At 41.3% G+C, this 22248-nt stretch carries 22 protein-coding genes; 1 reads left to right on the top strand and 21 read right to left on the bottom strand.

Features of this window, described 5'->3' with window-relative positions; genetic code table 11:
* Positions 1 to 53 precede the first annotated feature (53 nt).
* The 6 genes from WAA20_RS01790 to gmd form a co-directional block, all read right to left on the bottom strand.
* A complete protein-coding gene (locus tag WAA20_RS01790) occupies positions 54 to 767 on the bottom strand; it encodes a CpsD/CapB family tyrosine-protein kinase (protein ID WP_027218580.1) in 714 nt (237 codons plus the stop codon).
* A gap of 124 nt (positions 768 to 891) precedes the next feature.
* Positions 892 to 1743 carry a Wzz/FepE/Etk N-terminal domain-containing protein gene (locus WAA20_RS01785; protein ID WP_073387470.1) on the bottom strand — a complete coding sequence of 284 codons (852 nt, stop codon included), beginning with the start codon at positions 1741 to 1743 and terminating at the stop codon, positions 892 to 894.
* Positions 1744 to 1800: 57 nt separating this feature from the next.
* Positions 1801 to 2532, bottom strand: a complete 732-nt coding sequence (locus tag WAA20_RS01780; RefSeq protein ID WP_073387471.1) for a CpsB/CapC family capsule biosynthesis tyrosine phosphatase — start codon at positions 2530 to 2532, stop codon at positions 1801 to 1803.
* Positions 2529 to 4049, bottom strand: coding sequence for a glycosyltransferase (locus WAA20_RS01775; RefSeq protein ID WP_073387472.1), 1521 nt, complete (start codon positions 4047 to 4049; stop codon positions 2529 to 2531). Before WAA20_RS01775 ends, WAA20_RS01780 begins: the two co-directional genes overlap by 4 nt.
* A gap of 202 nt (positions 4050 to 4251) precedes the next feature.
* Positions 4252 to 5193 carry a GDP-L-fucose synthase gene (locus tag WAA20_RS01770; RefSeq protein WP_027218582.1) on the bottom strand — a complete coding sequence of 314 codons (942 nt, stop codon included), beginning with the start codon at positions 5191 to 5193 and terminating at the stop codon, positions 4252 to 4254.
* Positions 5194 to 5271: 78 nt separating this feature from the next.
* Entirely contained in the window at positions 5272 to 6363 is a 1092-nt protein-coding gene (gene gmd, locus WAA20_RS01765) for a GDP-mannose 4,6-dehydratase (protein WP_073387473.1), read from the bottom strand.
* A gap of 345 nt (positions 6364 to 6708) precedes the next feature.
* On the opposite strand from gmd, the gene WAA20_RS01760 reads away from it, so the two are divergent.
* Positions 6709 to 7581 carry an AraC family transcriptional regulator gene (locus WAA20_RS01760; RefSeq protein ID WP_073387474.1) on the top strand — a complete coding sequence of 291 codons (873 nt, stop codon included), beginning with the start codon at positions 6709 to 6711 and terminating at the stop codon, positions 7579 to 7581.
* A 78-nt stretch (positions 7582 to 7659) separates the two neighbouring features.
* On the opposite strand, the gene WAA20_RS01755 is transcribed toward WAA20_RS01760, so the two are convergent.
* The 15 genes from WAA20_RS01755 to WAA20_RS01685 all read right to left on the bottom strand — a co-directional run bounded on the left by WAA20_RS01755 (position 7660) and on the right by WAA20_RS01685 (position 22077).
* A complete protein-coding gene (locus WAA20_RS01755) occupies positions 7660 to 9414 on the bottom strand; it encodes a hypothetical protein (RefSeq protein WP_139263734.1) in 1755 nt (584 codons plus the stop codon).
* A gap of 150 nt (positions 9415 to 9564) precedes the next feature.
* Complete coding sequence (locus WAA20_RS01750; RefSeq protein WP_073387476.1) at positions 9565 to 10029, bottom strand: divergent PAP2 family protein; 465 nt, start codon at positions 10027 to 10029, stop codon at positions 9565 to 9567.
* Between the two features lie 55 nt (positions 10030 to 10084).
* Positions 10085 to 10951 carry a dTDP-4-dehydrorhamnose reductase gene (rfbD, locus tag WAA20_RS01745; RefSeq protein WP_073387477.1) on the bottom strand — a complete coding sequence of 289 codons (867 nt, stop codon included), beginning with the start codon at positions 10949 to 10951 and terminating at the stop codon, positions 10085 to 10087.
* A gap of 21 nt (positions 10952 to 10972) precedes the next feature.
* Positions 10973 to 11239: an HPr family phosphocarrier protein gene (locus tag WAA20_RS01740; protein ID WP_073387479.1), complete on the bottom strand. Its 267-nt coding sequence runs from the start codon at positions 11237 to 11239 to the stop codon at positions 10973 to 10975.
* Between the two features lie 21 nt (positions 11240 to 11260).
* On the bottom strand, positions 11261 to 12577 hold the full coding sequence (locus WAA20_RS01735; protein WP_073387481.1) for a CdaR family protein: 1317 nt from the start codon (positions 12575 to 12577) through the stop codon (positions 11261 to 11263).
* Positions 12574 to 13392: a diadenylate cyclase CdaA gene (gene cdaA, locus WAA20_RS01730; protein ID WP_338802089.1), complete on the bottom strand. Its 819-nt coding sequence runs from the start codon at positions 13390 to 13392 to the stop codon at positions 12574 to 12576. The genes WAA20_RS01735 and cdaA overlap by 4 nt, the downstream gene beginning before the upstream one ends.
* Before the next feature lie 63 nt (positions 13393 to 13455).
* A complete protein-coding gene (locus WAA20_RS01725) occupies positions 13456 to 14640 on the bottom strand; it encodes a hypothetical protein (RefSeq protein ID WP_073387484.1) in 1185 nt (394 codons plus the stop codon).
* Positions 14641 to 14648: 8 nt separating this feature from the next.
* Positions 14649 to 15038, bottom strand: a complete 390-nt coding sequence (locus WAA20_RS01720; RefSeq protein ID WP_073387485.1) for a hypothetical protein — start codon at positions 15036 to 15038, stop codon at positions 14649 to 14651.
* Positions 15039 to 15075: 37 nt separating this feature from the next.
* Positions 15076 to 15483, bottom strand: a complete 408-nt coding sequence (locus tag WAA20_RS01715; RefSeq protein ID WP_073387487.1) for a class I tRNA ligase family protein — start codon at positions 15481 to 15483, stop codon at positions 15076 to 15078.
* A gap of 57 nt (positions 15484 to 15540) precedes the next feature.
* Positions 15541 to 16272 carry a ComF family protein gene (locus WAA20_RS01710; protein ID WP_073387488.1) on the bottom strand — a complete coding sequence of 244 codons (732 nt, stop codon included), beginning with the start codon at positions 16270 to 16272 and terminating at the stop codon, positions 15541 to 15543.
* Complete coding sequence (locus tag WAA20_RS01705; protein ID WP_073387490.1) at positions 16262 to 18502, bottom strand: ATP-dependent RecD-like DNA helicase; 2241 nt, start codon at positions 18500 to 18502, stop codon at positions 16262 to 16264. The genes WAA20_RS01710 and WAA20_RS01705 overlap by 11 nt, the downstream gene beginning before the upstream one ends.
* 76 nt (positions 18503 to 18578) lie before the next feature.
* Positions 18579 to 19115 (bottom strand): hypothetical protein, encoded by a 537-nt coding sequence (locus WAA20_RS01700; protein WP_073387491.1) that lies wholly within the window; start codon positions 19113 to 19115, stop codon positions 18579 to 18581.
* Between the two features lie 83 nt (positions 19116 to 19198).
* On the bottom strand, positions 19199 to 20023 hold the full coding sequence (locus tag WAA20_RS01695; RefSeq protein ID WP_073387493.1) for a flagellar hook-basal body protein: 825 nt from the start codon (positions 20021 to 20023) through the stop codon (positions 19199 to 19201).
* A gap of 135 nt (positions 20024 to 20158) precedes the next feature.
* Positions 20159 to 20983 carry a flagellar hook-basal body protein gene (locus tag WAA20_RS01690; protein WP_073387494.1) on the bottom strand — a complete coding sequence of 275 codons (825 nt, stop codon included), beginning with the start codon at positions 20981 to 20983 and terminating at the stop codon, positions 20159 to 20161.
* A 104-nt stretch (positions 20984 to 21087) separates the two neighbouring features.
* Positions 21088 to 22077, bottom strand: a complete 990-nt coding sequence (locus WAA20_RS01685) for a rod shape-determining protein (RefSeq protein WP_073387496.1) — start codon at positions 22075 to 22077, stop codon at positions 21088 to 21090.
* Between the last annotated feature and the right edge of the window lie 171 nt (positions 22078 to 22248).

Here is a 22248-nt window from a genome sequence, read left to right as displayed (position 1 = left end):
CCCTCCGAACCCTTATGTTCCAAGGCTATAAATGGTATACAGATCTTTAAAACTTACTGATAATCGCCATAATTACCATAGTATTTGCCATAATACTTGCCATAGTATTTGCCATAATACTTGCCGTAATATTTATTTCCATCCATGGAAACCATGTTCATGACTGCACCCAGTACGTGGCATCCTGCCTTACGTAACTGGTTTTGAACATTTTGAACGAATCTATAGCTTATCCTGCCGCTAGCTATAACGAGAACTGTACCGTCGCACTGTTTGCCGACGATAGCGGCATCAATTACTGATCCAAGAGGCGGTGTATCGATAATGATGATATCGAATACGTCATGGGCCTCTTTAAGGAGCTGTCCGAACACTTCACCCCCTAATAGCTCTGATGGCATCGGTGTGTTCGGTCCGGAGAATATCATGTAGAATCCGGGTTCATCGGTTTGGCACAGACAATCATCTATCTTGCAGTGACCTACGAGGAAGTTGGTAAGACCATATCTGATCTTTCCATTCTTGAAATGCTCTCTCATAACAGATTTTCTGAGATCTGCATCTATCAGAAGTACTTTCTTGTCAGCCTGTGCAAAGGTTCTTGCAAGCTCAAAGGCAACTTCTGATTTACCCTCATTAGGTGTACTTGACGTAATTGCAATTGTACGTATGTCCCTGCCGCTGAACTCGATGTTACTTCTAAGGGTCTTGTAAGCTTCCCTGGTCCTAAACTCAAGTTCATTATCCCTTATCATTACTCTCTGCATGTATTCTCCCCTTTTAGGATCTTTGAAAATAGACAATCAAAGTCCTACGCACTAAAGATATCGGCTACAATCAACTTATTATTTACATTTTTTTGCGAAAAAATCATTATTCAAGCAAACACTTTTATGAACCAGTATTTGTTTGAGAATCATCCATATCGTCAGCTCCAATATGGCTTATCTCACCGGACCTGCCATGTTTTCTGGATTTCTTATTACTTTTACCGTTTTGGGAACCTATATCCTGAGTAACATTTTCATCAAATGGAATGATACCAAGAGCACTGATGCCAAGATATCTCTCAACATCTTCAGAAGTCTTGACTGTATCATCCACAAGAAAATGTATGATAAGAAGCGCTGAAACTAGAACTGCTCCGAGCGCAAAGCCTCCCAGTGTCCACAAGATGCAGCTGGGGGCTGACTTTTCAGTTGGAAGATTAGCTACCTCAACAACGTTAACAGCATCTATATCCATAACATTTTCAATATGCTCAGCACTGACTTCCCTTATATAGTTAGCCATTGTCTGAGCCGTGTATGGATCTGTATCTGTAACTGTAATAGCCACAATACGAGTATCTGCAGGAGTATTCACAGATACTTTTTCCAAAAAATCATCATAATCATATCTGTCACCTATACCTAATGTATCAATAACAGATTCAAGAACGTAGCGGCTCTTGATAAGTTCAGCATAGTCCTTGGTCAGCTGAGAACCAACCTGAAGATCTGTATAGATACTGCTGGAATCAGCATTGTCCTTATCAAGAACATATATTTTAGTAGTCGAACGAAATTCTTCAGGAAGCACGAATTTACTAAAAGCAAATCCTGCAACAGCACAACCTATCGCAACAATTGCAATAAGCCACAACCGATGAATTAATATACCTACAATCTCGCTAAGATCAATCTCTATCACTCCACTATTGGTCCTAGTATTCTGGCTTACATTTACATCAGTCTGTTCCATACGTACCTCCAAACTCACTTGTCTGTGTACAGGCCAACCTGAATCAGATGCAGTTCTTCACTTTATCAGATCCATGGCATTTGCATATAGAATTTCTCTGGCGTAATCTTCTCCGTATTTTTTTCTTATATAGTTAGCACAATCAAGCATATCAGGAATACGACTGCCCGTATCTCTGTGTGCATCCGTACCTACAAAACTGATTTTTTCCTGGGATAGAAGCTTTCTTACAAATCGGCCCACGGGGTTAAACATTCCCATCATAACGCTGTCGGAATTGATCTGAAGTCGCACTCCTCCATCTATTATTTCGTCAATTCTTGATTTATCTTTATAGAAACATTCATATCTTTCGCAATGGGCCAGTATAGGATCCCATCCCTCATAGGCCAGGCGCCTTAATCCCTCAGAAATATAGCTGTACTCATCCGAAGGATTAAATTCAACAAGTATATCTGACGATTCTCCCATTGGAAGAGCATTTCCTTCTTCAAGCCTTTGGGGAAGTGTTTCGTCATAGTATAGTTCATTGCCAGGATATATCTTTATGTCGATTCCTGCTTTATCAGCTTCTTCCTGAAGCTGCATGACCCTTTTATGGATGCCTTTGGGAGATACGGACTTAACGTAGATCTTGTTATGAGGCGTAGCGATAATTGTCCGTATATTATTTTCATAGGCAATCCTAAGCATGTTAAGTGACATCTCCATACTTTTGGAGCCGTCATCAACAGCAGGGATCACATGACAATGCATATCCACAAAACCATACTTGAAATTTTTACTCATGTTGTTCTCTCTTCTTGCTTATTTTCTTTAGGGACACCTATATTCTGGTACAGTCTTGTCATGAAAGCTACTTCCTGCTCAATGTTAAGTCCTCCATTTTTAAATATTCTCTCAACCATCTGAGGCGATGCACTTCTGTTAAGAAGATAGCTTCTTTGATCGAACTGCATCTGTGTTTCCTTATCATCGTTGCCTGAAAGAAGGCGATGAAGATTCATAAGTGTATCATAGTCATAATATTCATCTGCGCCCGATCTTGCAGGTGCGATAACACCCATTTTGTTCATCTCATCAAGGATGTGATATGCCCAGGCCTCCGGTGGATTCTCCAGTGAAAAAAAGTTTATGAGTCCTGTAAGATTTATATCTTTTGAAATAGTATCAGACGCCATGCATGGAAGTCCAGATACTTGCGCTTCCATAAGGGCTGCCGGAGCTCCATTTACATTTGCAGGATATATAAAATAGTCCATAATTTGATAGAAATCGTATACATTGCCCCATGTGCCAAGGAAGAGTATATTGCCTATTATTCCAAGCTGCGCCGCTATCTGCGCGCAGTCCATAAGTTCTTCTCCATCGCCTATAAGAAGAAGCTTCATGGGGAGGCCTTTAAGGCTGTCAAATTCCCCAGTAGGGTCTTCTGCCAATATTTTCTGCATCCAGGCAAAGACATGAAAAAGAAATTCATGATTCTGATTTTTATGAAACTGTGCCACGCATCCAAAAACATAGGTATTCGCAAGGCCTAGTTTTTCGCGGAAGGCATCACGTATTTTGCCATTATACAAAAAGTTTTGTATATTGATTCCATCCTGTATTACATGGATTCTTCCTGCATCAACTGCAATATCTCCAAAGATGGCTCTTGCAGCTCCCATACTTGATGCAAAGCAGATGTCCGCGCAGTCTTCTTTTAGTATAGGTGATGTGAAGTTAGCTTTTCTTATCTTCTGAACGAGCCCTGCATCTATTACGCTTCCCACATGCATTATTGTTATCGCGCCGTGTCTTTTGGCAAGGGGAAGATATATTGACGCAGCAGAATACATATGCCCCTCCACGATCTTCCATTCACCTTCGTGCTGGGCAAAAAAGCTGTTCACAAGCTCTGTATATCCAAAAAGGTTATTGCTGTTATATGTCGGTATGGCATAAACGTGGCCACCGAGCCTTGTTATCTCTGCATCAAAAAATCCTGCTCTTCTATGGCGAAGCAGCTCATCAGATGATGGGAATTCTTTACCTGTCGGGGTTGGATCTCTTGGAATCAAAAAATCGAACTGAATCTGGCTTCTGTCAAAATTTCTGTACAGATTCATGATGTGTGCCTGCATTCCGCTCAGATCGATGGAATTAAGTACATGAAGTATTCTGATCTTTGCTTTGGGAACATTTTCAGACACACGTATAGTAGAAGGTATACGCTTTTTAACCGGCGCTACCTGGGGATTATTCTTCTCACGTTCTCTTTTTCTTACGTCAGATGCGCTTTCAATGGTCTCGAAAAAAGACATAGATGTCGGCCCTCCCTGCTAAAACCCTATACTATCCCACGTTTACATTATAACGCTATGCCGACTGTCTTTCTACTAGAAAACGCTGCATTTGCAAAACTATTACTTGTTAAAATGTGCGTCATCAAACGCACAATAAAAAACCATGCTCACAGCATATCTGTAAGCATGGCTAAATATTAATTATCTTGAAAGACTGATTTTATCTTTCTGCACGCATAGGATTGTTAAGGAAATCCTCGTATGTAAGCTTAATTCCTTCGTCAAGCTCAGTCTTGTATGTCCATCCAAGATTTGTTGCCTTAGATACATCAAGAAGCTTTCTTGGTGTTCCGTTTGGCTTTGTAGAATCCCATCTGATCTCGCCTTCGTATCCTACGATCTTGGCAACTTTTTCTGTAAGCTCTTTGATAGTAAGCTCTTTACCTGTACCTGCGTTAACTGTCTCATCGCCTGAGTAGTTGTTCATAAGAAATACGCAAAGGTTAGCAAGGTCATCAACATATAAGAACTCACGAAGTGGTGATCCATCGCCCCAGCATGTTACGAATGGAAGGTTCTGCTCCTTAGCTTCGTGGAAGCGGCGGATAAGAGCAGGAAGAACATGTGAGTGCTCTGGATGATAGTTATCGTTAGGTCCGTAAAGGTTAGTAGGCATTACAGAGATATAGTCTGTGCCGTACTGACCATTTAAGTATTCACAATATTTAAGACCGCTGATCTTGGCAAGTGCATAAGCTTCGTTAGTCTTCTCAAGCTCAGATGTAAGGAGAACCTTCTCTGTCATAGGCTGAGGAGCCATACGAGGATAGATGCAGGATGAACCAAGGAATTCAAGCTTCTTACAGCCGTTCTGCCATGCAGCGTGGATCACATTCATCTCAAGGATCATGTTGTCGTACATGAAATCAGCCTTAGCTGTAGCGTTGCCCATGATTCCACCAACCTTTGCAGCTGCAAGGAATACATACTCAGGCTTCTCCTTGGCAAAAAACTCTTCAACCTGATCCTGACGTGTAAGATCAAGCTCTTTATGTGTACGTGTAATTATATTTGTATATCCCTGACGTTCAAGTTCTCTTACGATAGCAGAGCCAACCATTCCGCGATGACCTGCAACATATATTTTTGCATTCTTTTCCATCTTAATTCTTTACCTCTTTTTATAACTTTAAACGGGAGACCATGACCCTAAGATCACAGTCTCCTTGATGATCAGTTTTTATTTTACAAGACCCTTTTCAAGATACTCTTCAAGGTTGAACTTGATGTTCTCTTCAGATCTTTCTACTGCAACTTTTCTCATATCAGACTCAACCATGATGTGTACAAGTTCTTCGAAAGATGTCTTTGTAGGATTCCAGTTAAGCTCTGTCTTAGCCTTTGTAGGATCACCCCAAAGGTTAACAACGTCTGTAGGTCTGTAGAAATCAGGGCTTACTTCTACAAGCACCTTGCCTGTAGCCTTATCGATACCCTTTTCATCCATTCCTTCGCCCTTGAACTCGAGTTCGATTCCTGCATAGTGGAATGCAAGCTGGCAGAACTCACGAACGCTGTGCTGAACGCCTGTAGCGATTACGAAATCGTCCGGCTTCTCGTTCTGAAGGATGAGCCACATACACTCAACATAATCTCTTGCATAACCCCAGTCACGAAGTGAAGAAAGGTTACCAAGAAGGAGCTTGTCCTGCTTGCCCTGAGCGATTCTTGCAGCTGCAAGAGTGATCTTACGTGTAACGAATGTCTCTCCTCTTCTCTCTGACTCGTGGTTAAAGAGAATACCGTTACATGCGAACATGTTGTAGGCATCACGATACTCTTTTACGATCCAGAAACCATACTGCTTAGCAACAGCATATGGGCTGTAAGGATGGAAAGGAGTCTTCTCGTTCTGAGGAACTTCTTCAACCTTACCATAAAGTTCTGATGTAGATGCCTGATAGATACGGCAAGTCTCAGCAAGACCGCAGATTCTTACTGCTTCAAGTACGCGGAGTACGCCTGTAGCTACAACGTCTGCTGTATATTCAGGAACATCGAAGCTGACCTGAACGTGTGACTGTGCAGCAAGGTTATATATTTCATCAGGACGAACAGATCCGATGATCTTGATAAGACTCATTGAATCTCCGAGATCGCCATAGTGAAGGTGGAAGTTTCTCTCGCCTTCAAGATGTGAGATACGTTCTCTGTAATCAACTGATGAACGACGGATCATTCCGTGTACTTCATATCCTTTTGAGAGAAGAAGCTCTGCAAGATATGAACCATCCTGACCTGTAATTCCGGTTATAAGTGCTTTCTTTGCCATATATAATTCCTTTCTTTGGTTAAAACCAAACAACATTCATAAAGCTCAAACTTTGATTGCCGTGAACAGATTGACATGACTTTAGAATAAATTTGATAAAAAGTCATACATCTGTTTTATACACTGCAAGCATTATATAACTATTATTTGCATTTGCGAAGGCACTAAGTTGACCAATAATAGCATTATATTGACCTCGAATATTGATATATCTATAATAATGTTGAGATATCAGAGATATTGACAATTATGCTACTTATACGTTTTTTAACTGAATATTGTTATCTTCTGCCATGCAGATATTGGAAAATTAGCATTTTCAGGTCATATAGATAAGGATATATTATGGAAAACTACTTATTCCACGGCAACCTTGTTGCTTCAAACAGAATACTCTATACCCCTTCACAGTTTGCCAAGTCTTCTTTGATCCACCTTCAGGAAGTTGGCTCTCTTCAGGCTACAAAGCAGCACACAAGCAGCCGTCAGGGGCTTGGCTCATACCTCTTTTTCCTGATCGAATCAGGCCAGGGATCGCTCAATTACGACGGCATCTCATATGAACTCCGAGAGGGGGACTGTGTATTTATTGACTGCAAGAAGCCTTACTCACATACCACCTCCAAAAAGCTCTGGAAGCTTGATTGGGTGCACTTTCAAGGCACAAATATGGAGAACATATACACCAAGTATTTAGAGCGTGGCGGACAACCTGTTTTCCGTGCGGATAGTCCTAAGCACTATCTTGACATTATCGATGGTATATATAACATAGCTTCGTCTGACGATTACCTTCGCGACATGAAGATATACGAGCAGCTAACAAGGCTACTTACCCTCCTTATGGAAGAGAGCTGGCACCCTGAGAATATGCCTGAGAATACTGCAGGCAAAAAGAAAAGCCTCCAGGAAATAAAAGCTTACCTGGAGACTAATTATGCTGAAAAAATAACTCTTGATGAACTTGCATCAAAATTCTATATAAACAAGTATTACCTGACAAGGATCTTCAAAGAGCAGTACGGATCTACGATCACAGGATACATCTTAGAGCTTAGGATCACAAAAGCCAAACAGCTCCTTCGCTTTTCTGAAATGCCAATCGATGAGGTTGCAGGTGCTGTCGGTATAAGCGATGCAAACTACTTCGCAAGAATATTCAGAAAGATTGAGGGAACAACGCCTCATAACTATAGAAAACTTTGGTCACAGCTATAATTATCGGAATTCCAGTTATGCCGTTTAACAGCTATCTATAATGAATTGATTTCAACCTCTTTATGATATCTATGACTCTTACTCAGCTCGCAAGAATCCGCTGCTGATATCCTCGCCCATAAGCTTGACATTTGCTTTGGTTGGTGCCGAAGGGAAAGGGTCATACCCTGTCTGGTCACCGCTTGCAGGATAGTAGAATGTCTGTCCGTCTATTTCATATGAGATAAGCTCATATGATGCATAGTCCTGCTGGACTAAGAGGTATCTTGCCTGAAATCTTGGCACTTCATCTAGTACTATCCTTATTGTTTTATAGCCTATGAACAGTACTATCAACGCCATAATAACCGGCACAAGCTTTTTTTCTGCACCTCTTTTATAAAACAAAAGTGTTACAAGCTTGCCCGCCATAAGAACAGCAGGAAGCCATATATAAAGGGCTCCGTATCTTACCAGCGGAGATGACATTACAAAAAAGCCAAGCGCCACATAAGAGATAAGGTCAATAAATACAAAGTCTTTGAAGGAGACAGTTCTATGTCTTGCCATCATTACGACCTTACCTGCATTGTTAAACATACTCTTTCCGGCTTTCTTATTAGCTTTCTTATTAGCTTTTTTTCCAGACTTTTTAGATGTCTTAACCATGACGCCTGGCAAAGATGAAGCACCGCTTTTAAGCTGAAGGAAATAGTATACTACAGCAAATATAAGTAGGCCTATCAAAAATACAGCATCTGCAATAAGCATGCCTTTATTGAATGCAGAAAGGCTCCTGAACCAGTCCGGGAACCACTTTGTAATGCTTATATTATATAGAGCTGCATCTGTATAACCTCTTCCATAGACCGCTATTTCATGAGCGTCATACTGGGCAGTTCCTTTGGGTATCTTCCACGCAAAGGTGAACAGATCGATAAATGTAACAGGATATATAAGCCAGCCCGATATGATCATATTTCTGATAAAAAACGGTACCGATGTCAGAAGTCCCAGTCCAATAAAGTACGAGATTGCCTTGGGCCTGCTTATAAGTCTTGCATGCATTATCTTCCAGACAGGCTTTATGGCAAGAAGTAAAAGAGGCGCTGCAGACAGTTTTAATGTAACTGCATATACCACAACTATGCAGAGCATGGCATATGGATAGAATCTCTTTTCCCTGTTTCTGTCAAGATCAAGCCAGGATATGAGTATATAAAGGACCATGCACATGACAAAATAGTCTGATGCAGGTGATACGATCTCGTCGAGTATCGTGAATATATAATAGATTGCTATAAATCTTACTGCATCGGGAAGAGTAAAATACCCGCGTCTTTTGATCTGGATTATATCTACACATTTCCATGAAAGAAGAAGGACAAAGTATCCTGCCATTGTATGAAGGGACTGTCCGCCTGCCCATGAGAAGCTATAAAGAGCGCAAAGGGGATATACTGCGCTGTTATATGCAAGTCTTTGATTGAAATTGCCAAGGCCTTTGACTGCGCCATAAAGCTCGTTCCAGTGTATCGCCTGAGCATGATATAAGCCTGTATCATAATGTTCCAGCCCGTGCGAAGTAAAATACGCAATGATAAAAAAGATTACAACATAGGTTATTACAAGCTTAGTGCTGATATTCCTTCCAATACCGTATGACAATATCTTGTAGAACATGTCACGAAGGGCATATGCGCACACTCCAAGAGTTACGATAAAAAGTATGATATTAGCAACAAGTCCTATTCCACCCCAAATGCTGACGAACTGCGCATAGATAGAAACAAGGACAAGACCTGTAATAAGATAGTTTTCACGAAACTGCACTTCATAAGGTGCAGTACGCAAACCGGCATTCCTTCTCTGCGGCACAGAATGCTGCAGAAAAGAAATGCCGGTCATTAAATAGTGAAAACCATATCCTGCAAAATAAGTTGTAAAAATCACGTATAGCCAATTAATAGCAGTGATCAACATCTGTTTTTCACTCTCCCGTTTTTAACCTACGATGCCCTGGAATACACATCCAACGATGACACCGAGTATAGCTCCCATAATAACCTGAAGCGGTGTATGTCCTACAAAGACTTTAAGCTTCTCGTCATCCGGAATGTCCTTACCCATCTCTTCAAATAGTTCGGCAAGGTTCTTGATAACAACTGCCTGCTTACCTGTCTCACGTCTTACACCCATTGCATCGTGCATTGTTATGAGTGCAAGGATTCCGGCAAGTGCAAATTCAAATCCGGATACTCCGTATGTAAAGCCTACGATAGTAACAAGGCTCATTACAGTTGCTGAATGTGAGCTTGGCATACCGCCATCTCCAAGGAGTCTTTCCTTGTTAAACTCTTTATATGTGATCATATAGATAAGAGTCTTTAAGATCTGTGCTGTAAGCCATGCGGTAACAGGACACATTATTACTACATTATTGAAAAGTTCATTAAAAAAATCTAACATATTTATCTTTCTATTTTGGTACGTGTTTTGAACTACATAGATCTATATACGGGTATCAGATTGTCTTGATATACTCTGCTATTGCATCATGCCAGTCAGCAAACATGAAGTCGCTTGTAAGTTTGAACATGTAATTCTCAAGGATTGAATAAGCAGGTCTTGGAGCACTGGCAGGATTCATCTCCATGTATTTCTTGGTTGATACATGGTTAACTTTAGTTGTCTTGCCTGCAAGACGGAAGATCTCATCAGTAAAGTCTGCCCAGCTGCATGATCCTTCACATGTTCCATGGAACAGTCCATAGTTATCTGTAGGAAGAAGGTAATGAATAGCCTTAGCAAGTTCAACAGTGCTTGTAGGGCTTCCTACCTGGTCATCGACAACGGATACTTCATCATGATTTTCAGAAAGTCTGAGCATTGTCTTAACAAAGTTCTTACCATCGCCATAAAGCCATGCAGTTCTTATTGTGAAGAAATGCTCAGCAAACTGCTCAACGAATTTCTCACCGGCAAGTTTTGTAGTTCCATACGCACTTACAGGACCTGTAGGATCAAATTCTGTATAAGGCTTTGTTCCGTTTCCTGCAAATACATAATCTGTGGAAATATGTACAAGCTTAGCTCCTGTTTCTGTAGCTGCTATTGCAAGGTTTCTGGGTCCTATAGCATTGATCTTATAAGACAGATCCCAATCCTTCTCCTGTGCATCAACTGCTGTATATGCTGCGCAGTTAATGATGGCATATGGCTTCACCTCTCTTGCAAGAGCGATAACACTATCAACATTGGTGATATCAAGACTACGGATTCCTTCTCCTTCACATACATCTGTATTTATAAGTTCGAATTCATCGCCGATCTCTTTATTAACCTGTCTTCCAAGCTGACCATTACATCCTGTAACAATTATCTTTTTCATTACCCAAAACCTCTTTAATTATTATATTTCTCCAAGTCCGTCTTCGACTGCCTGAACCATTCCGGCAAGTGCTTCTTCTTCATCAATTCCCTGACATGTAAATTCAAGTTCATCACCGCACTTAACACCTGCACCAAGAACGCTTAATACACTTTTCGCATTAGCTGTATTCTCTCTTACCTGAAAAGTGATCAGCGATTTATATCTCATAGCCACTTTGCAAAGAATACCTGCTGGACGCAAGTGGAGTCCGGTAGGATTCTTAATGACTACCTTCTGACTAACCATAAAACTTAAAAACCTCCATTACTACTCATCATCTTCTGTTTTTTCTTTTTCTTCAGGAGCAGTTGCTGTGATAGTCACGCGAACTGTTCCATTTATCTCAACACCTTCAGGAGGTGTGAAGCTTACTGTAACTGTATATGTACCGGACTCAAGGGTCTCATCATCTGAAAGCTGTGATGTAAGCTGGCTCAAGTCGATAGTCGCATTAAGGTCTGAAGCAGATACGGAATCTATAGTCTCGCCAAGACCTGATATCTCAACTGTAAAGCTGGTATCATCTGCGCCGTTACCAAGTACTATCTTGTAATTCTCAGGAACATTATCATATGTCACACTGCCTGCATCAATAGTTATGGTTCTGTTAGCCTGAGGTATGATATCAACGACTACAGTGCATATTCCATTGAAATCTGCATCTCCAAGAGAGATACCATTTGGCAGATAATCAGCAATGTTAACTGTTGTCTGAAGATCTGATGTAAGTCCTGTTACGTCAAGAGGATCAGATACATTAATGCTTGTCACATCTGAAAGAGCAGATGACTTACCTGCGATAACAACCGTATCAGGGGTACTCGTAATATCACCTGATAGCATGAATCCATCAGCCGGTTCTCCGGTAGTATGATAGTTGATCGGTACAGTCTTGATCGCAAGTATAGTAACGTTAACTCTTACAGCTGTAATGTTCATAGAGATCGCTGGATCTGTTACAACACTGCCATTCTCGTCATACAGCTTTATAGAAACATCTGTTCCGATATTGGAAGTAAATCCTGTAACATCTACATCAACAGATGCCCTGTCAATTCTGTCGATCACAGACTGTGGTCCGCTTATTCTGACCTGGTTCTGATCAGTAGAAACAGAACTTACTATATAGCCATCACTTACAGTTCCTGAAGTTGTAGCTCCAAGAGCCAGTGTACTTGTTGCAAGATTTTCGATCGAAAGTGCAACTTCCGTACTGCTTGGAATAACTGAATCGATCTTACCTGAATCCTTGGTAATAGTAATCTCGATCGGAACAGTACTGTCGTCTGTCATTTTCTCAAAATCTGCTATAGCAACTATATTATCTTTGGAAAAGCTTTCAATTACAGATCTGGGTGCTCTTACGGTAACGGAACTGATAATGTCGGTATTATCAAGTACCTCATACACTTCCCCCGCATCAGAGATAATGCTTGTGTTTCTGAATGTTACCGGAATATTCGTAAATCTCTCTGTCGAAACCGGATCGTTAATATTGGTAACAAGGAACCACATAACTGCCGCAAAGAGAACTGATGCTATCTTAAGTCCCCAGTTAGAGTAAAGTCCTCGTAAGAATTTCATTCTGCCTTGACCCTCCCTCTGAAAACAGGTCTGTGTTTATGTTCCTCTTCAGTCTTATTCTGAATCTGTCTAAGTCTTTCTTTAAGGCTCTCAGAATCAAGGGATCTGTCGAGAACTCCGCCGTATGCAACTGATATCTTACCTGTCTCCTCAGAAACGATGATGGTAAGTGAATCAGTAACCTCTGACACACCAACGCCGGCTCTGTGCCTTGTTCCAAGCTCTTTACCAATGTTCATGTTATCTGAAAGTGGAAGATAACATGTAGCAGCCGTAATACGATTACCTCTGACTATAACTGCTCCATCATGAAGAGGAGTGTTATGTTCGAAAATATTGATAAGAAGCTGACTTGTAACAATAGCATCAACTTCAATTCCTGTCTGTTCATATTCTGCCAGTGAATGTTCCTGCTCTATAACGATAAGCGCACCTGTTCTAACCTTAGCCATTTCAACACAGGCTCTGGCAATCTCATCTATCGTGCGGTCTGAGAACCTTCCTTCTCCACCGCTTATATCAAACGGGAAAATACCTGAAAGAAAATTTTTACGTCCAAGCTGTTCAAGTGCTCTTCGAAGTTCCGGCTGAAGTACTACAACAACAGCTATTACGGCTATACTAAGAACATTCTGCACTATCCACAGAATCGTATTCATGTTAAAGAGGGCCGCAATAATGATGAAAACGACTATGACAACAATACCTTTCATCAAAGACCATATTCTGGTATTACGCATCCATACCAGCATATGATAAACGAGAAAGGCAATTATCAGGATTTCAACAATATCCGTCCCCTTTATATCAGGCATATGAAAATTGGTAAAATTTGTATCCAGTAATGACTGAAGCGTCTCCATCCTTAACCTCGAGAATTATTCGGATCTGTTACTCCTCTGATTACCAGTTCCTGTACTATTTCGTGTCTGACGGCCTGCTGTCACATTATTATTAACTACTCTGCTTCTGGGCTGCTGTGTACTACGTCCATACGCATTAGCTGCTCTGCGCTGCATATGAGATTGTGCACTTCCTGCTGCTGAACTTCTTGGAGCCTGAGCATTTGGCCTTGAAGGTGTTTTTTCAACACGCTCAGTTCTTTCTTCTGTACGAGGTGCTGTAGCTCTGTTGATCTGTTTTACCTTACGATCAGGTGTTGCTACAGATACCTTGGGAACAGCCTTTACATAGTAGTAATAATCATCATCTTCGAATTGAACATTTTCAATTCGTTTGTAATCAAGATTAAATGCAAAGAATTCAAGTACTTTCATAAGGAGTCCTGCCAGAACAGAACCAAAGATCACGCCTATAACAGAAAATCCTGCACTGCTAACAACATTCGCAACAAGAATGCCGATCATAAGTGTAATAGTTCCTGCAACTATGGCAACATCCCATGAATGCTTGATAGAAAGACGTCTGATTATATAAACAATGATAGTTGTGATCGCAAATACAGCAATGACAGATATCATTACCTTACTTGCAAAAACTCCGTCAACTATTGACTGAACTCTCGATATTACTGCTGCAGATGTATCTCCTTCTGCTGAACTGGAGATAAATATGCTTGTATTATCTGCAATATAGTTAAGGTAATAATAAACAACCACACCAAACACAACTGACACTACAGAATGCGCTGATCCAAGAAGACCGACTGCAAGTGGCATTACGTACGGAATGCGGAGATAAAAACAAAGTGCTGTAAGAATAAGCACTGTAGAATCATTTGGTGAAAAACGATAATACAGAAGGTACATGATAAGAAAAACAGCAAGTGCTATAACTGCTGTCTCCATAGATAAAGCCCACAAGTGAGCCATAATAAACAAACCCGAAAGTATAACAATGAAAGCCTGTGGCAGAATAGCACACAGAAGTGAACACATGAGTACAATAAGCGGACTTGTAAGGGCTTCCTGACATCCGATCTTAGAATTGATAACACTAAGAGTGATGAGCGTGAGGAAAAACTTCCAAACAAGCGTTATATAAAACTCAAATTTGACATAGTAAGACTTAATTATCTGTTTAAGTTCCAGTAAGGTAGCCATAATATCTTTTATTCCTTTTCATACATTTTTCTCAGTCTTCTGAGATTATTGTAATGTTTCTTCATTCTTTTGCGCATCTTAGAATAACGTCTGGAAAAAAAGATGTATGATACCATACAATATCCAATCAGCCAGATCAGATAATAAGTTAAAACTTTCTGTCCAAACGCCACCAGATCAATACTGTACATATCTTCAAGAATTGACTCAAAAGCGGACACAGCGTATACCGCGAACAGTATCACAAACGAAACTGTGGCACTGATCGCGGACTTAACTATTTCAAGGCCAATGTAATCACTTCTGAAGTAACCGTTTATTCTGTTGTCGTTTGAACCTTCACGCGCTGTAAAAGCAGCCATCCTAGTCATTAGAATGACTTTTTCTTCCTGAACCATATAATTAACCCTCGGCCTATTTAGGCCCTCCTACGCATCAGGGACGCAGGAAGCGCATACCTCCCTTATCTTCCTTCTTCGCAGGCATCTGAATCTTGGGCGCTTCCTTATGGAAAGCATCTGTCAGATTATTAGCCATCTTATTCTTACAATTCTGACACAGACGGCCTGTCTGAACCGGAGCACCACAATTCTCGCATTGTAACTGAATAGGTGAATCCTTAGAGAACATAAGTCTTTCTTCACGGATCCACTCTTTGATCTGATTAAGTTTAACATCATTCTCTTCCGCAATCTGCTTAAGAGATGCTTTAGGATTATCCTGAACGTATTGTTTTACCTTCTGGAAATCATCCTCCAGGGCCTTTTTGCAATTTTCGCAAATTGGTGGTCCTGCTACATAATTGAACATCTTACCACATCTTGAACAGTTACGTAAATTCATAAGCAGCCTCCTTGTTGAATGCTTAACCTACGGTTGTTGTTCACTGTCGCTGTCCGATTATGCCGTCTGTCCTATTGCCAGGGACAGTACATAAATAGACGATGCCGGGCCTTTTTTCAGTTGCCAGGTCATATGGTCAACTGTTGAACCCGTCGTATAGATATCGTCAATTATTATGAGATTCTTTAATTTTACATCATTTTGTTTTATATTAAAAGCTTTTTTCAAATTGACGTGGCGCTCACTTGCTGATAATTGCTTCATTGGCGTTGTATCACGCACTCTTTCGATGATGTCACATCTGACCGGAATATCCATTCTTCTTCCTATTGCTTTGGCAAGAATTTCAGCCTGATTATAGCCTCTTTTATTCTTTTTGCCCTTATACATCGGCACGGGTATAAGAGCGTCAGGTTTTAGTGCTCTTATCTTTGCTCCAAGATGTTTTTCTATTTCCATTGCATAAAAGTCAGCATATTCCTGCCTTCCTTCATACTTGAATCTGTATATCGATCCTGATACTGTCCGGTAATTATAAAGTGACATTCCATAATCAAATACGTGACCACCCTTTAAGCAGTCTCTGCAATACTCAGCATGTCCGTATAAAAGCGGCTTACCACATTTAAGACATGTTTCATGGCTGTCAGCATATTCTGCCTTCGCCCTGCACTTTTCATGTGCCATGCTTCCATAGGGCACCACCTTATCACAGAACGGACAATGTCTTGGAAAAAGAATCGTCACCACCTTGTCATATAATTCATAAGCTCTTTTTTTACTCATCATATGACATGATCTCCTCTATCTGATCTTTAAGACCAGTATAGCGGGATAGCTGATCTTCATTTTCTACCATTTCTCTGATAGCATCTTTGCTGCCAAGGATCATTACGCATTTACGTGCTCTTGTAACTGCTGTATACAAAAGATTCCTGTTGGTAAGCATTCTCGGGCCGCCAAGAAGAGGTATCACGATAGCAGGATACTCTGAACCCTGGGATTTATGAATGGTAACGGCATAGGCAAGTTCAAGCTCATCAAGATTACTGAAGGAATAGGTGACTCTTCTTTTTTCATCAAACTCAACCACAAGAGAAGAAGTCGCTGTCGTAATGCTGACAATGCGTCCCATGTCTCCGTTGAATATTCCTGTTCCACCATCTATCGGGATGTTGTATTTACCTATGATCTCCCACTCGGCCTGATAGTTGTTATGTATCTGCATGACCTTATCACCGACTCTCAGAAGCCTGTCGCCATGCATGTATTCTGCCTTGGAAGGATCTGCAGGATTTAGATACTGCTGCAATATCTTATTAAGAGTCTCGCACCCGAGAGCACCTTTTTTCATAGGTGTAAGAACCTGTATGTCGAAAGGATCTGCATCTACATAACCGGGGAGCTTATCTCTTATTAGCATTATCATGTGCTTGTATATTATGTTGTAATCATTTCTTTCTAGGAAAAAGAAATCCTTGCTCTTATTGGAAAGTCCCGGCATCTGCCCCTGATTTATATAGTGGGCATTCATAACGATGTCGCTTTCCTTGGCCTGTCTGAAAATATGATTTAAAACTACTGTTGCGAACTTGCCGCAGGAAATAAGATCATGAAGGATCTGTCCAGGGCCTACGCTTGGAAGCTGGCTTGAATCACCTACAAATATTAGATGCATTCCTGGTATTACAGCTTTTAATAGCGCATGGAACAGATGTATATCTACCATGGACATCTCATCTATGATAATTACATCCGCTTCCAAAGGGTTATCCTGATCACGATTAAAACGAGCTGTCTGCTTGACTGCATTATCTTCAGGAACTCCACCTGATATCTCAAGAAGTCTGTGGATAGTCCTTGCTTCATAGCCTGTAGCTTCTGTCATACGTTTAGCTGCTCTTCCTGTAGGGGCTGCAAGCTGGATATCAAGGCCTTCTTCTTCAAAATAACTGATTATAGTATTTATAGTTGTAGTCTTACCTGTACCGGGACCACCTGTAAGAATGAGGATTCCATTAGAAGCACTCTTAAGGATTGCTTCTCTTTGAAGATCATCAAGCTCGATATTCTTTTTCTTCTCTATAAAACGGATCCTGTCAAGCTGGGCTTTTCTGGTTCCGGAATTTTCATCAACATCAAGATGGATATTAAGGTCATAGAGTCTTTGAGCGCAGGCTCTCTCTTCGCCAAAAAGCTGTGAGCTGTATACTTTGTCTTCATCCCTTATAATGATCCTTCTTTCGATCGCAAGATAATCAAGCTGGGAAAGTATCAGGTCTTCGTCAACTCTAAGAAGTGATGAAGTTCTTTTGATCAGGATATTCTTGGGCAGATAAGTATTACCTTCCTGAGCTCCTTCCTGAAGCATATAGAGTATTCCACTTCTTATGCGGAAGTCTGAATCTACGCTGAACCCAATTCTACTTGCAATCTCATCTGCAGTCTTAAATCCGATACCGCCTATGTCTTCTGCAAGCTTATAAGGATTTTGCTGCATGACTGTATATACACTACCGCCATAAGTGTTGTAGATCTTAACAGCCATAGTGTCTGATATTCCATATCTTTGAAGGAATATCATTATATCTCTTGCTTCACGCTTTTCGCTCATCTGAGTTGCGATCTCAATGGCTTTTCTTTCGCTGATGCCTCTGATCTCAGCAAGGCGCTCAGGTTCCATTTCGATTATGCGAAAAGTATCTTCTCCGAATTTTTTGATGATACGTGCAGCGAGTGCTGCTCCGACTCCCTTGATAGCCCCGCTTGCAAGGTATCTCTCCATTGCCTGGGCATCTTCAGGTTCTACGATCGTATATCTGGAAACTTTGATCTGATCTCCGTACATAGGATGCTGAACAAGCTCTCCCTCGATCTCAAGAGTATCTCCCACATCAGCATCACGAAATGTACCAACACAGGTAATCTCGTCCCCATCAGATATGACGGTTGCTACGCCGTATCCGTTCTCTTCATTTTTATAGACAAAATGCTCTATATAACCCTTAATCTTTTCCATAAATCATATTATGCCCCGAAAAATACCCTGCCGCAAGCGGCAGGGTATATCATAGCCAAATTCCCCCCATACACTTTTATACTTCGCCTGTCTTAGGTATTTCAGATTCCTTATTTTCACTTTCAGAAGGTTCTGTATCTTTTTCCATTTCAGCTTCCTGAAGCGATGACACTGTCGAAAGCACCTGTGCCTGTGATGCATCCGCAGGAATATCTCTTGAGGCTTCATCACCTATGCCATAAGTCCTTTTCATATTCTCATAGAGCATCTGCGCAAGACCGTTACTCTGGGTATCAGCAGATGTTGCTGCGATATCCTGAATCGTCAGATCCTTGAAATAATCCACGAGACTGTTTGAATTGGTCATGGATAGAGCATCACTCATCTGGCTGTCATCTGTCTTAAATGCATCAACAGTTTTACTCATCTCCTTAAATACCTGCTCAAGGAAATATGCTTCAAACTGTTTGCAGGCATCCATAAGTTCCTGCTCGGTTTCTGATTTTGGAGCATTACTTACTGCCTTCTGAACTTCATTTGAATACTGCGTTTTAGCAGCGTAGTCTGTATATGCAGCTGAACTTATTCCACTTAAATTACTAAAATCTGCCATAGCATCATCCTCTTTTTTCCAAATTCCTCGGACGCGTTCTTTGCGTCCAGAGTTTTGAGCAAATTCATTTGATCAAAACTCCATTATCGTTTCAGCTGGTTAGCTGTCTGCATCATCTGGTCTGTTGTTGTGATGGCTGTAGAATTCATTTCATATGCACGCTGAGCTACTATAAGATTGACCATCTCAGTAGCAACGTTAACATTAGAACCTTCAAGGTATCCTTGTCTTATGATACTCTTCTCTATTCCGTCAGTCTCAGCTTCGTTCATGGCAGGGCCGCTTGCAGCAGTGACTTTCCAGGTTGTACTTCCAACTCTTTCAAGACCGCCGGGATTTTGGAACTGCCATAGGCCTATCGTAAATCCAACTTCCTGAGGAACACCATCTTCATCCGGATAATAAATGGTTCCATCAGATCCTACTGAGATTCTGTTAGAGATATATCCGCCTTCAAGTCTAATCTCTTCGCCCTCAGTACTAAGAATTGGGTTACCATCTGATGTTGTCAGCACAAGCTCTGTTCCTTCTTCGTTACCGATTGCCCAGATGAAGTCACCATTTCTCGTATACACCGGATTACCATCTGCGTCATGATATGAGAAGAATCCGTTGCCGCTTATTGCGAAGGCTGATGTACTTGGATTATCAAGAAGTGATCCCTGTGAAAAGAGCTGCGTCAATGCCGCTGTTCTTACACCAAGTCCAACCTGCGAAGTCGTAGGCTTGGGATCGCCGTTAGCTGTTGTTGTAACAGAATTAAGATCCTGATAAAGAAGGGACTTAAACTCCGCCTGCTGAGCTTTAAATCCTGTTGTATTAACGTTCGCAAGGTTATTCGCGATCGTATCTACATTTGTCTGCTGAGCATTCATGCCTGTTGCGGCTGACCATAAGCTACGTACCATAATTACCTCTTTTCCCGACATAGAAATCCAAATGAGTGCATCCCAAACTCCTGATTTCTGAGCATGTCGTAACTACTAGCATATTCCCTTCGTGCCTCTAGCTATATCCATAAGACCCTAAGGTCCGAAGTTCTGTTACAATCTTCCAAGTTCAGACGTTGCTGTCTTAAGTGTTTCATTGGCTGTCTGTATCATCGTAGATGCAGCTTCATAATGTCTTTGTATATTTATTATCGACACCATTTCGTCAACTACTGAGACATTAGACTGTTCCAAAAATCCTGCATTTATAGATCCGGTTGCATCGATCAGAACTGCTGCATCTGTGGGTTCATACAGGTTTTCACCATATTTGGCAAGTGCATCATAGTCTTCAAAATCGAAAAGACCTACTGTTGCTATAACCTCACTTGTTTCGTTTTCACCTTCTCCGGTGAACTCAAGAACCTGTCCTTTAACATTTACAGCATGCTTTTTAGTTGTATCTACAACTATATGCTGTCCTTCTGTATCGAGAACATAATCTCCGTCATGTGTAACAAGAGCGCCATCTGCTGTAAGGGTAAAATTGCCGTCACGTGTATACATGACAGTCTGCTGCCCTGCCTGGTGTCCTGCTATGTTGTTGTGTGCACTGGTGTAATCTATAGCGAAAAAGCCTTTTCCAGAAATTGCCAGATCCCATGTACTGCCTGTGGACTTCATAGGTCCTTCAGACCAATCTGTATAATCCTCTCCGGTCTTGACACCGGGGACGATATGACCAAGTCTTCTGGGATAAAGACCTGGTTCGGATGTATCTTTAATTTTGAGGGCCAGCTGTGATCTGAATGTTTGCTGGGTAGAACCCTCTTTTTTGTATCCGTTAGTGTTGGCGTTAGCCAGATTATTGGTTGCAACGTCCATGCGATGTTGTTCATTGATCATCGCGGACCATGCAGTGTAGAGTCCTTTAACCATAAAAAACCACTCGCCTCCTTGCGTCCTATGCCCTGTGTGCACTAAACGCATGACACATACAGAAGGAGGCTGTGGTTTAAGAGTAATCTGATACTTAGATCAGCTTAGTTTCCTGCACCGCTGAGGAACTCAACATATTTACCGGTTCCGATAGCAACAGCTGTCATCGGATCCTCGGCTGTCATGGTGTTGATGCCTGTCTTAGCTGCAATGAGATCTTCAAGACCTCTAAGAAGTGATCCACCACCTGTAAGAACGATACCACGATCTGCGATATCTGCTGCAAGTTCCGGAGGAGTCTTCTCAAGTACACCATGGATAGCTTCTACTATCTGTGTTGTAGGCTCTCTCAATGCCTCTTCTGTTTCTTCTGAACTAATCTTGACAGTCTTAGGAAGACCTGTAACAAGATTTCGTCCACGCACATCCATATAATCTGCTTCAGGACGTGGGTATGCACTTCCTACGCGGATTTTGATATCTTCTGCAGTTCTTTCACCGATCAGAAGATTGTGCTTTTTTCTCATATAGCGGACGATAGCTTCATCAAAGTCATCGCCTGCGATCTTAACTGATGTTGATACAACTGTTCCGCCAAGTGAAATAACAGCGATATCTGTTGTACCACCACCTATATCTACTATCATGTTGCCGCAAGGCTTAATGATATCGATACCTGCACCAATAGCTGCTGCGATAGGCTCCTCGATGATACGAACATCTCTGGCACCTGCCATACGTGTTGCATCTTCTACGGCCTTACGCTCAACTTCAGTAACTCCTGAAGGAACGCATACAGCGATAAGAGGTTTACGATAAATTCTGCGTCCGAGAGCCTTTGTAATGAAATGCTTCATCATCTGCTCTGTGATCTGGTAATCACTGATAACGCCCTGACGAAGAGGACGAACAGCTACGATGTTACCAGGTGTACGTCCAAGCATCTGACGTGCATCCTCACCGAATGTAAGGATCTGGTCTGTGTCTCTGTCGTATGCTACAACTGAGGGCTCCTTAAGTACAACGCCCTTTCCTCTTATATAAACAAGAATACTTGCTGTTCCTAAATCAATTCCGATATCTGTATACTGCATGGATAAGTCCTTTCAATTTGTTGTAAGTCTGTTATTGTTATCGCTTGTGCGAGTTGTCATCTTTGTAAACTATAAAGCGTATAATTCACAAAGTATTATAAACTAACAGACTTAATTTGAAAACAGGCTAATTGAAAAAAATTATAGCGGCAGCACAGAGAAACTTATTAC

Origin of the sequence: Butyrivibrio fibrisolvens (assembly GCF_037113525.1) — a bacterium.
In the GTDB taxonomy this organism is placed as follows: Bacteria; Bacillota; Clostridia; order Lachnospirales; family Lachnospiraceae; genus Butyrivibrio; species Butyrivibrio fibrisolvens.
This window is presented reverse-complemented; position numbering and strand designations above follow the sequence as displayed.

Excerpts from the sequence above, each read along its gene's own strand:
- WAA20_RS01790 (WP_027218580.1), bottom strand. The coding sequence starts at position 767 with ATGCAGAGAGTAATGATAAGGGATAATGAACTTGAGTTTAGGACCAGG.
- WAA20_RS01785 (WP_073387470.1), bottom strand. The coding sequence starts at position 1,743 with ATGGAACAGACTGATGTAAATGTAAGCCAGAATACTAGGACCAATAGT.
- WAA20_RS01780 (WP_073387471.1), bottom strand. The coding sequence starts at position 2,532 with ATGAGTAAAAATTTCAAGTATGGTTTTGTGGATATGCATTGTCATGTG.
- WAA20_RS01775 (WP_073387472.1), bottom strand. The coding sequence starts at position 4,049 with ATGTCTTTTTTCGAGACCATTGAAAGCGCATCTGACGTAAGAAAAAGA.
- WAA20_RS01770 (WP_027218582.1), bottom strand. The coding sequence starts at position 5,193 with ATGGAAAAGAATGCAAAAATATATGTTGCAGGTCATCGCGGAATGGTT.
- gmd (WP_073387473.1), bottom strand. The coding sequence starts at position 6,363 with ATGGCAAAGAAAGCACTTATAACCGGAATTACAGGTCAGGATGGTTCA.
- WAA20_RS01760 (WP_073387474.1), top strand. The coding sequence starts at position 6,709 with ATGGAAAACTACTTATTCCACGGCAACCTTGTTGCTTCAAACAGAATA.
- WAA20_RS01750 (WP_073387476.1), bottom strand. The coding sequence starts at position 10,029 with ATGTTAGATTTTTTTAATGAACTTTTCAATAATGTAGTAATAATGTGT.
- rfbD (WP_073387477.1), bottom strand. The coding sequence starts at position 10,951 with ATGAAAAAGATAATTGTTACAGGATGTAATGGTCAGCTTGGAAGACAG.
- WAA20_RS01740 (WP_073387479.1), bottom strand. The coding sequence starts at position 11,239 with ATGGTTAGTCAGAAGGTAGTCATTAAGAATCCTACCGGACTCCACTTG.
- WAA20_RS01735 (WP_073387481.1), bottom strand. The coding sequence starts at position 12,577 with ATGAAATTCTTACGAGGACTTTACTCTAACTGGGGACTTAAGATAGCA.
- cdaA (WP_338802089.1), bottom strand. The coding sequence starts at position 13,392 with ATGCCTGATATAAAGGGGACGGATATTGTTGAAATCCTGATAATTGCC.
- WAA20_RS01725 (WP_073387484.1), bottom strand. The coding sequence starts at position 14,640 with ATGGCTACCTTACTGGAACTTAAACAGATAATTAAGTCTTACTATGTC.
- WAA20_RS01720 (WP_073387485.1), bottom strand. The coding sequence starts at position 15,038 with ATGGTTCAGGAAGAAAAAGTCATTCTAATGACTAGGATGGCTGCTTTT.
- WAA20_RS01715 (WP_073387487.1), bottom strand. The coding sequence starts at position 15,483 with ATGAATTTACGTAACTGTTCAAGATGTGGTAAGATGTTCAATTATGTA.
- WAA20_RS01710 (WP_073387488.1), bottom strand. The coding sequence starts at position 16,272 with ATGATGAGTAAAAAAAGAGCTTATGAATTATATGACAAGGTGGTGACG.
- WAA20_RS01705 (WP_073387490.1), bottom strand. The coding sequence starts at position 18,502 with ATGGAAAAGATTAAGGGTTATATAGAGCATTTTGTCTATAAAAATGAA.
- WAA20_RS01700 (WP_073387491.1), bottom strand. The coding sequence starts at position 19,115 with ATGGCAGATTTTAGTAATTTAAGTGGAATAAGTTCAGCTGCATATACA.
- WAA20_RS01695 (WP_073387493.1), bottom strand. The coding sequence starts at position 20,023 with ATGGTACGTAGCTTATGGTCAGCCGCAACAGGCATGAATGCTCAGCAG.
- WAA20_RS01690 (WP_073387494.1), bottom strand. The coding sequence starts at position 20,983 with ATGGTTAAAGGACTCTACACTGCATGGTCCGCGATGATCAATGAACAA.
- WAA20_RS01685 (WP_073387496.1), bottom strand. The coding sequence starts at position 22,077 with ATGCAGTATACAGATATCGGAATTGATTTAGGAACAGCAAGTATTCTT.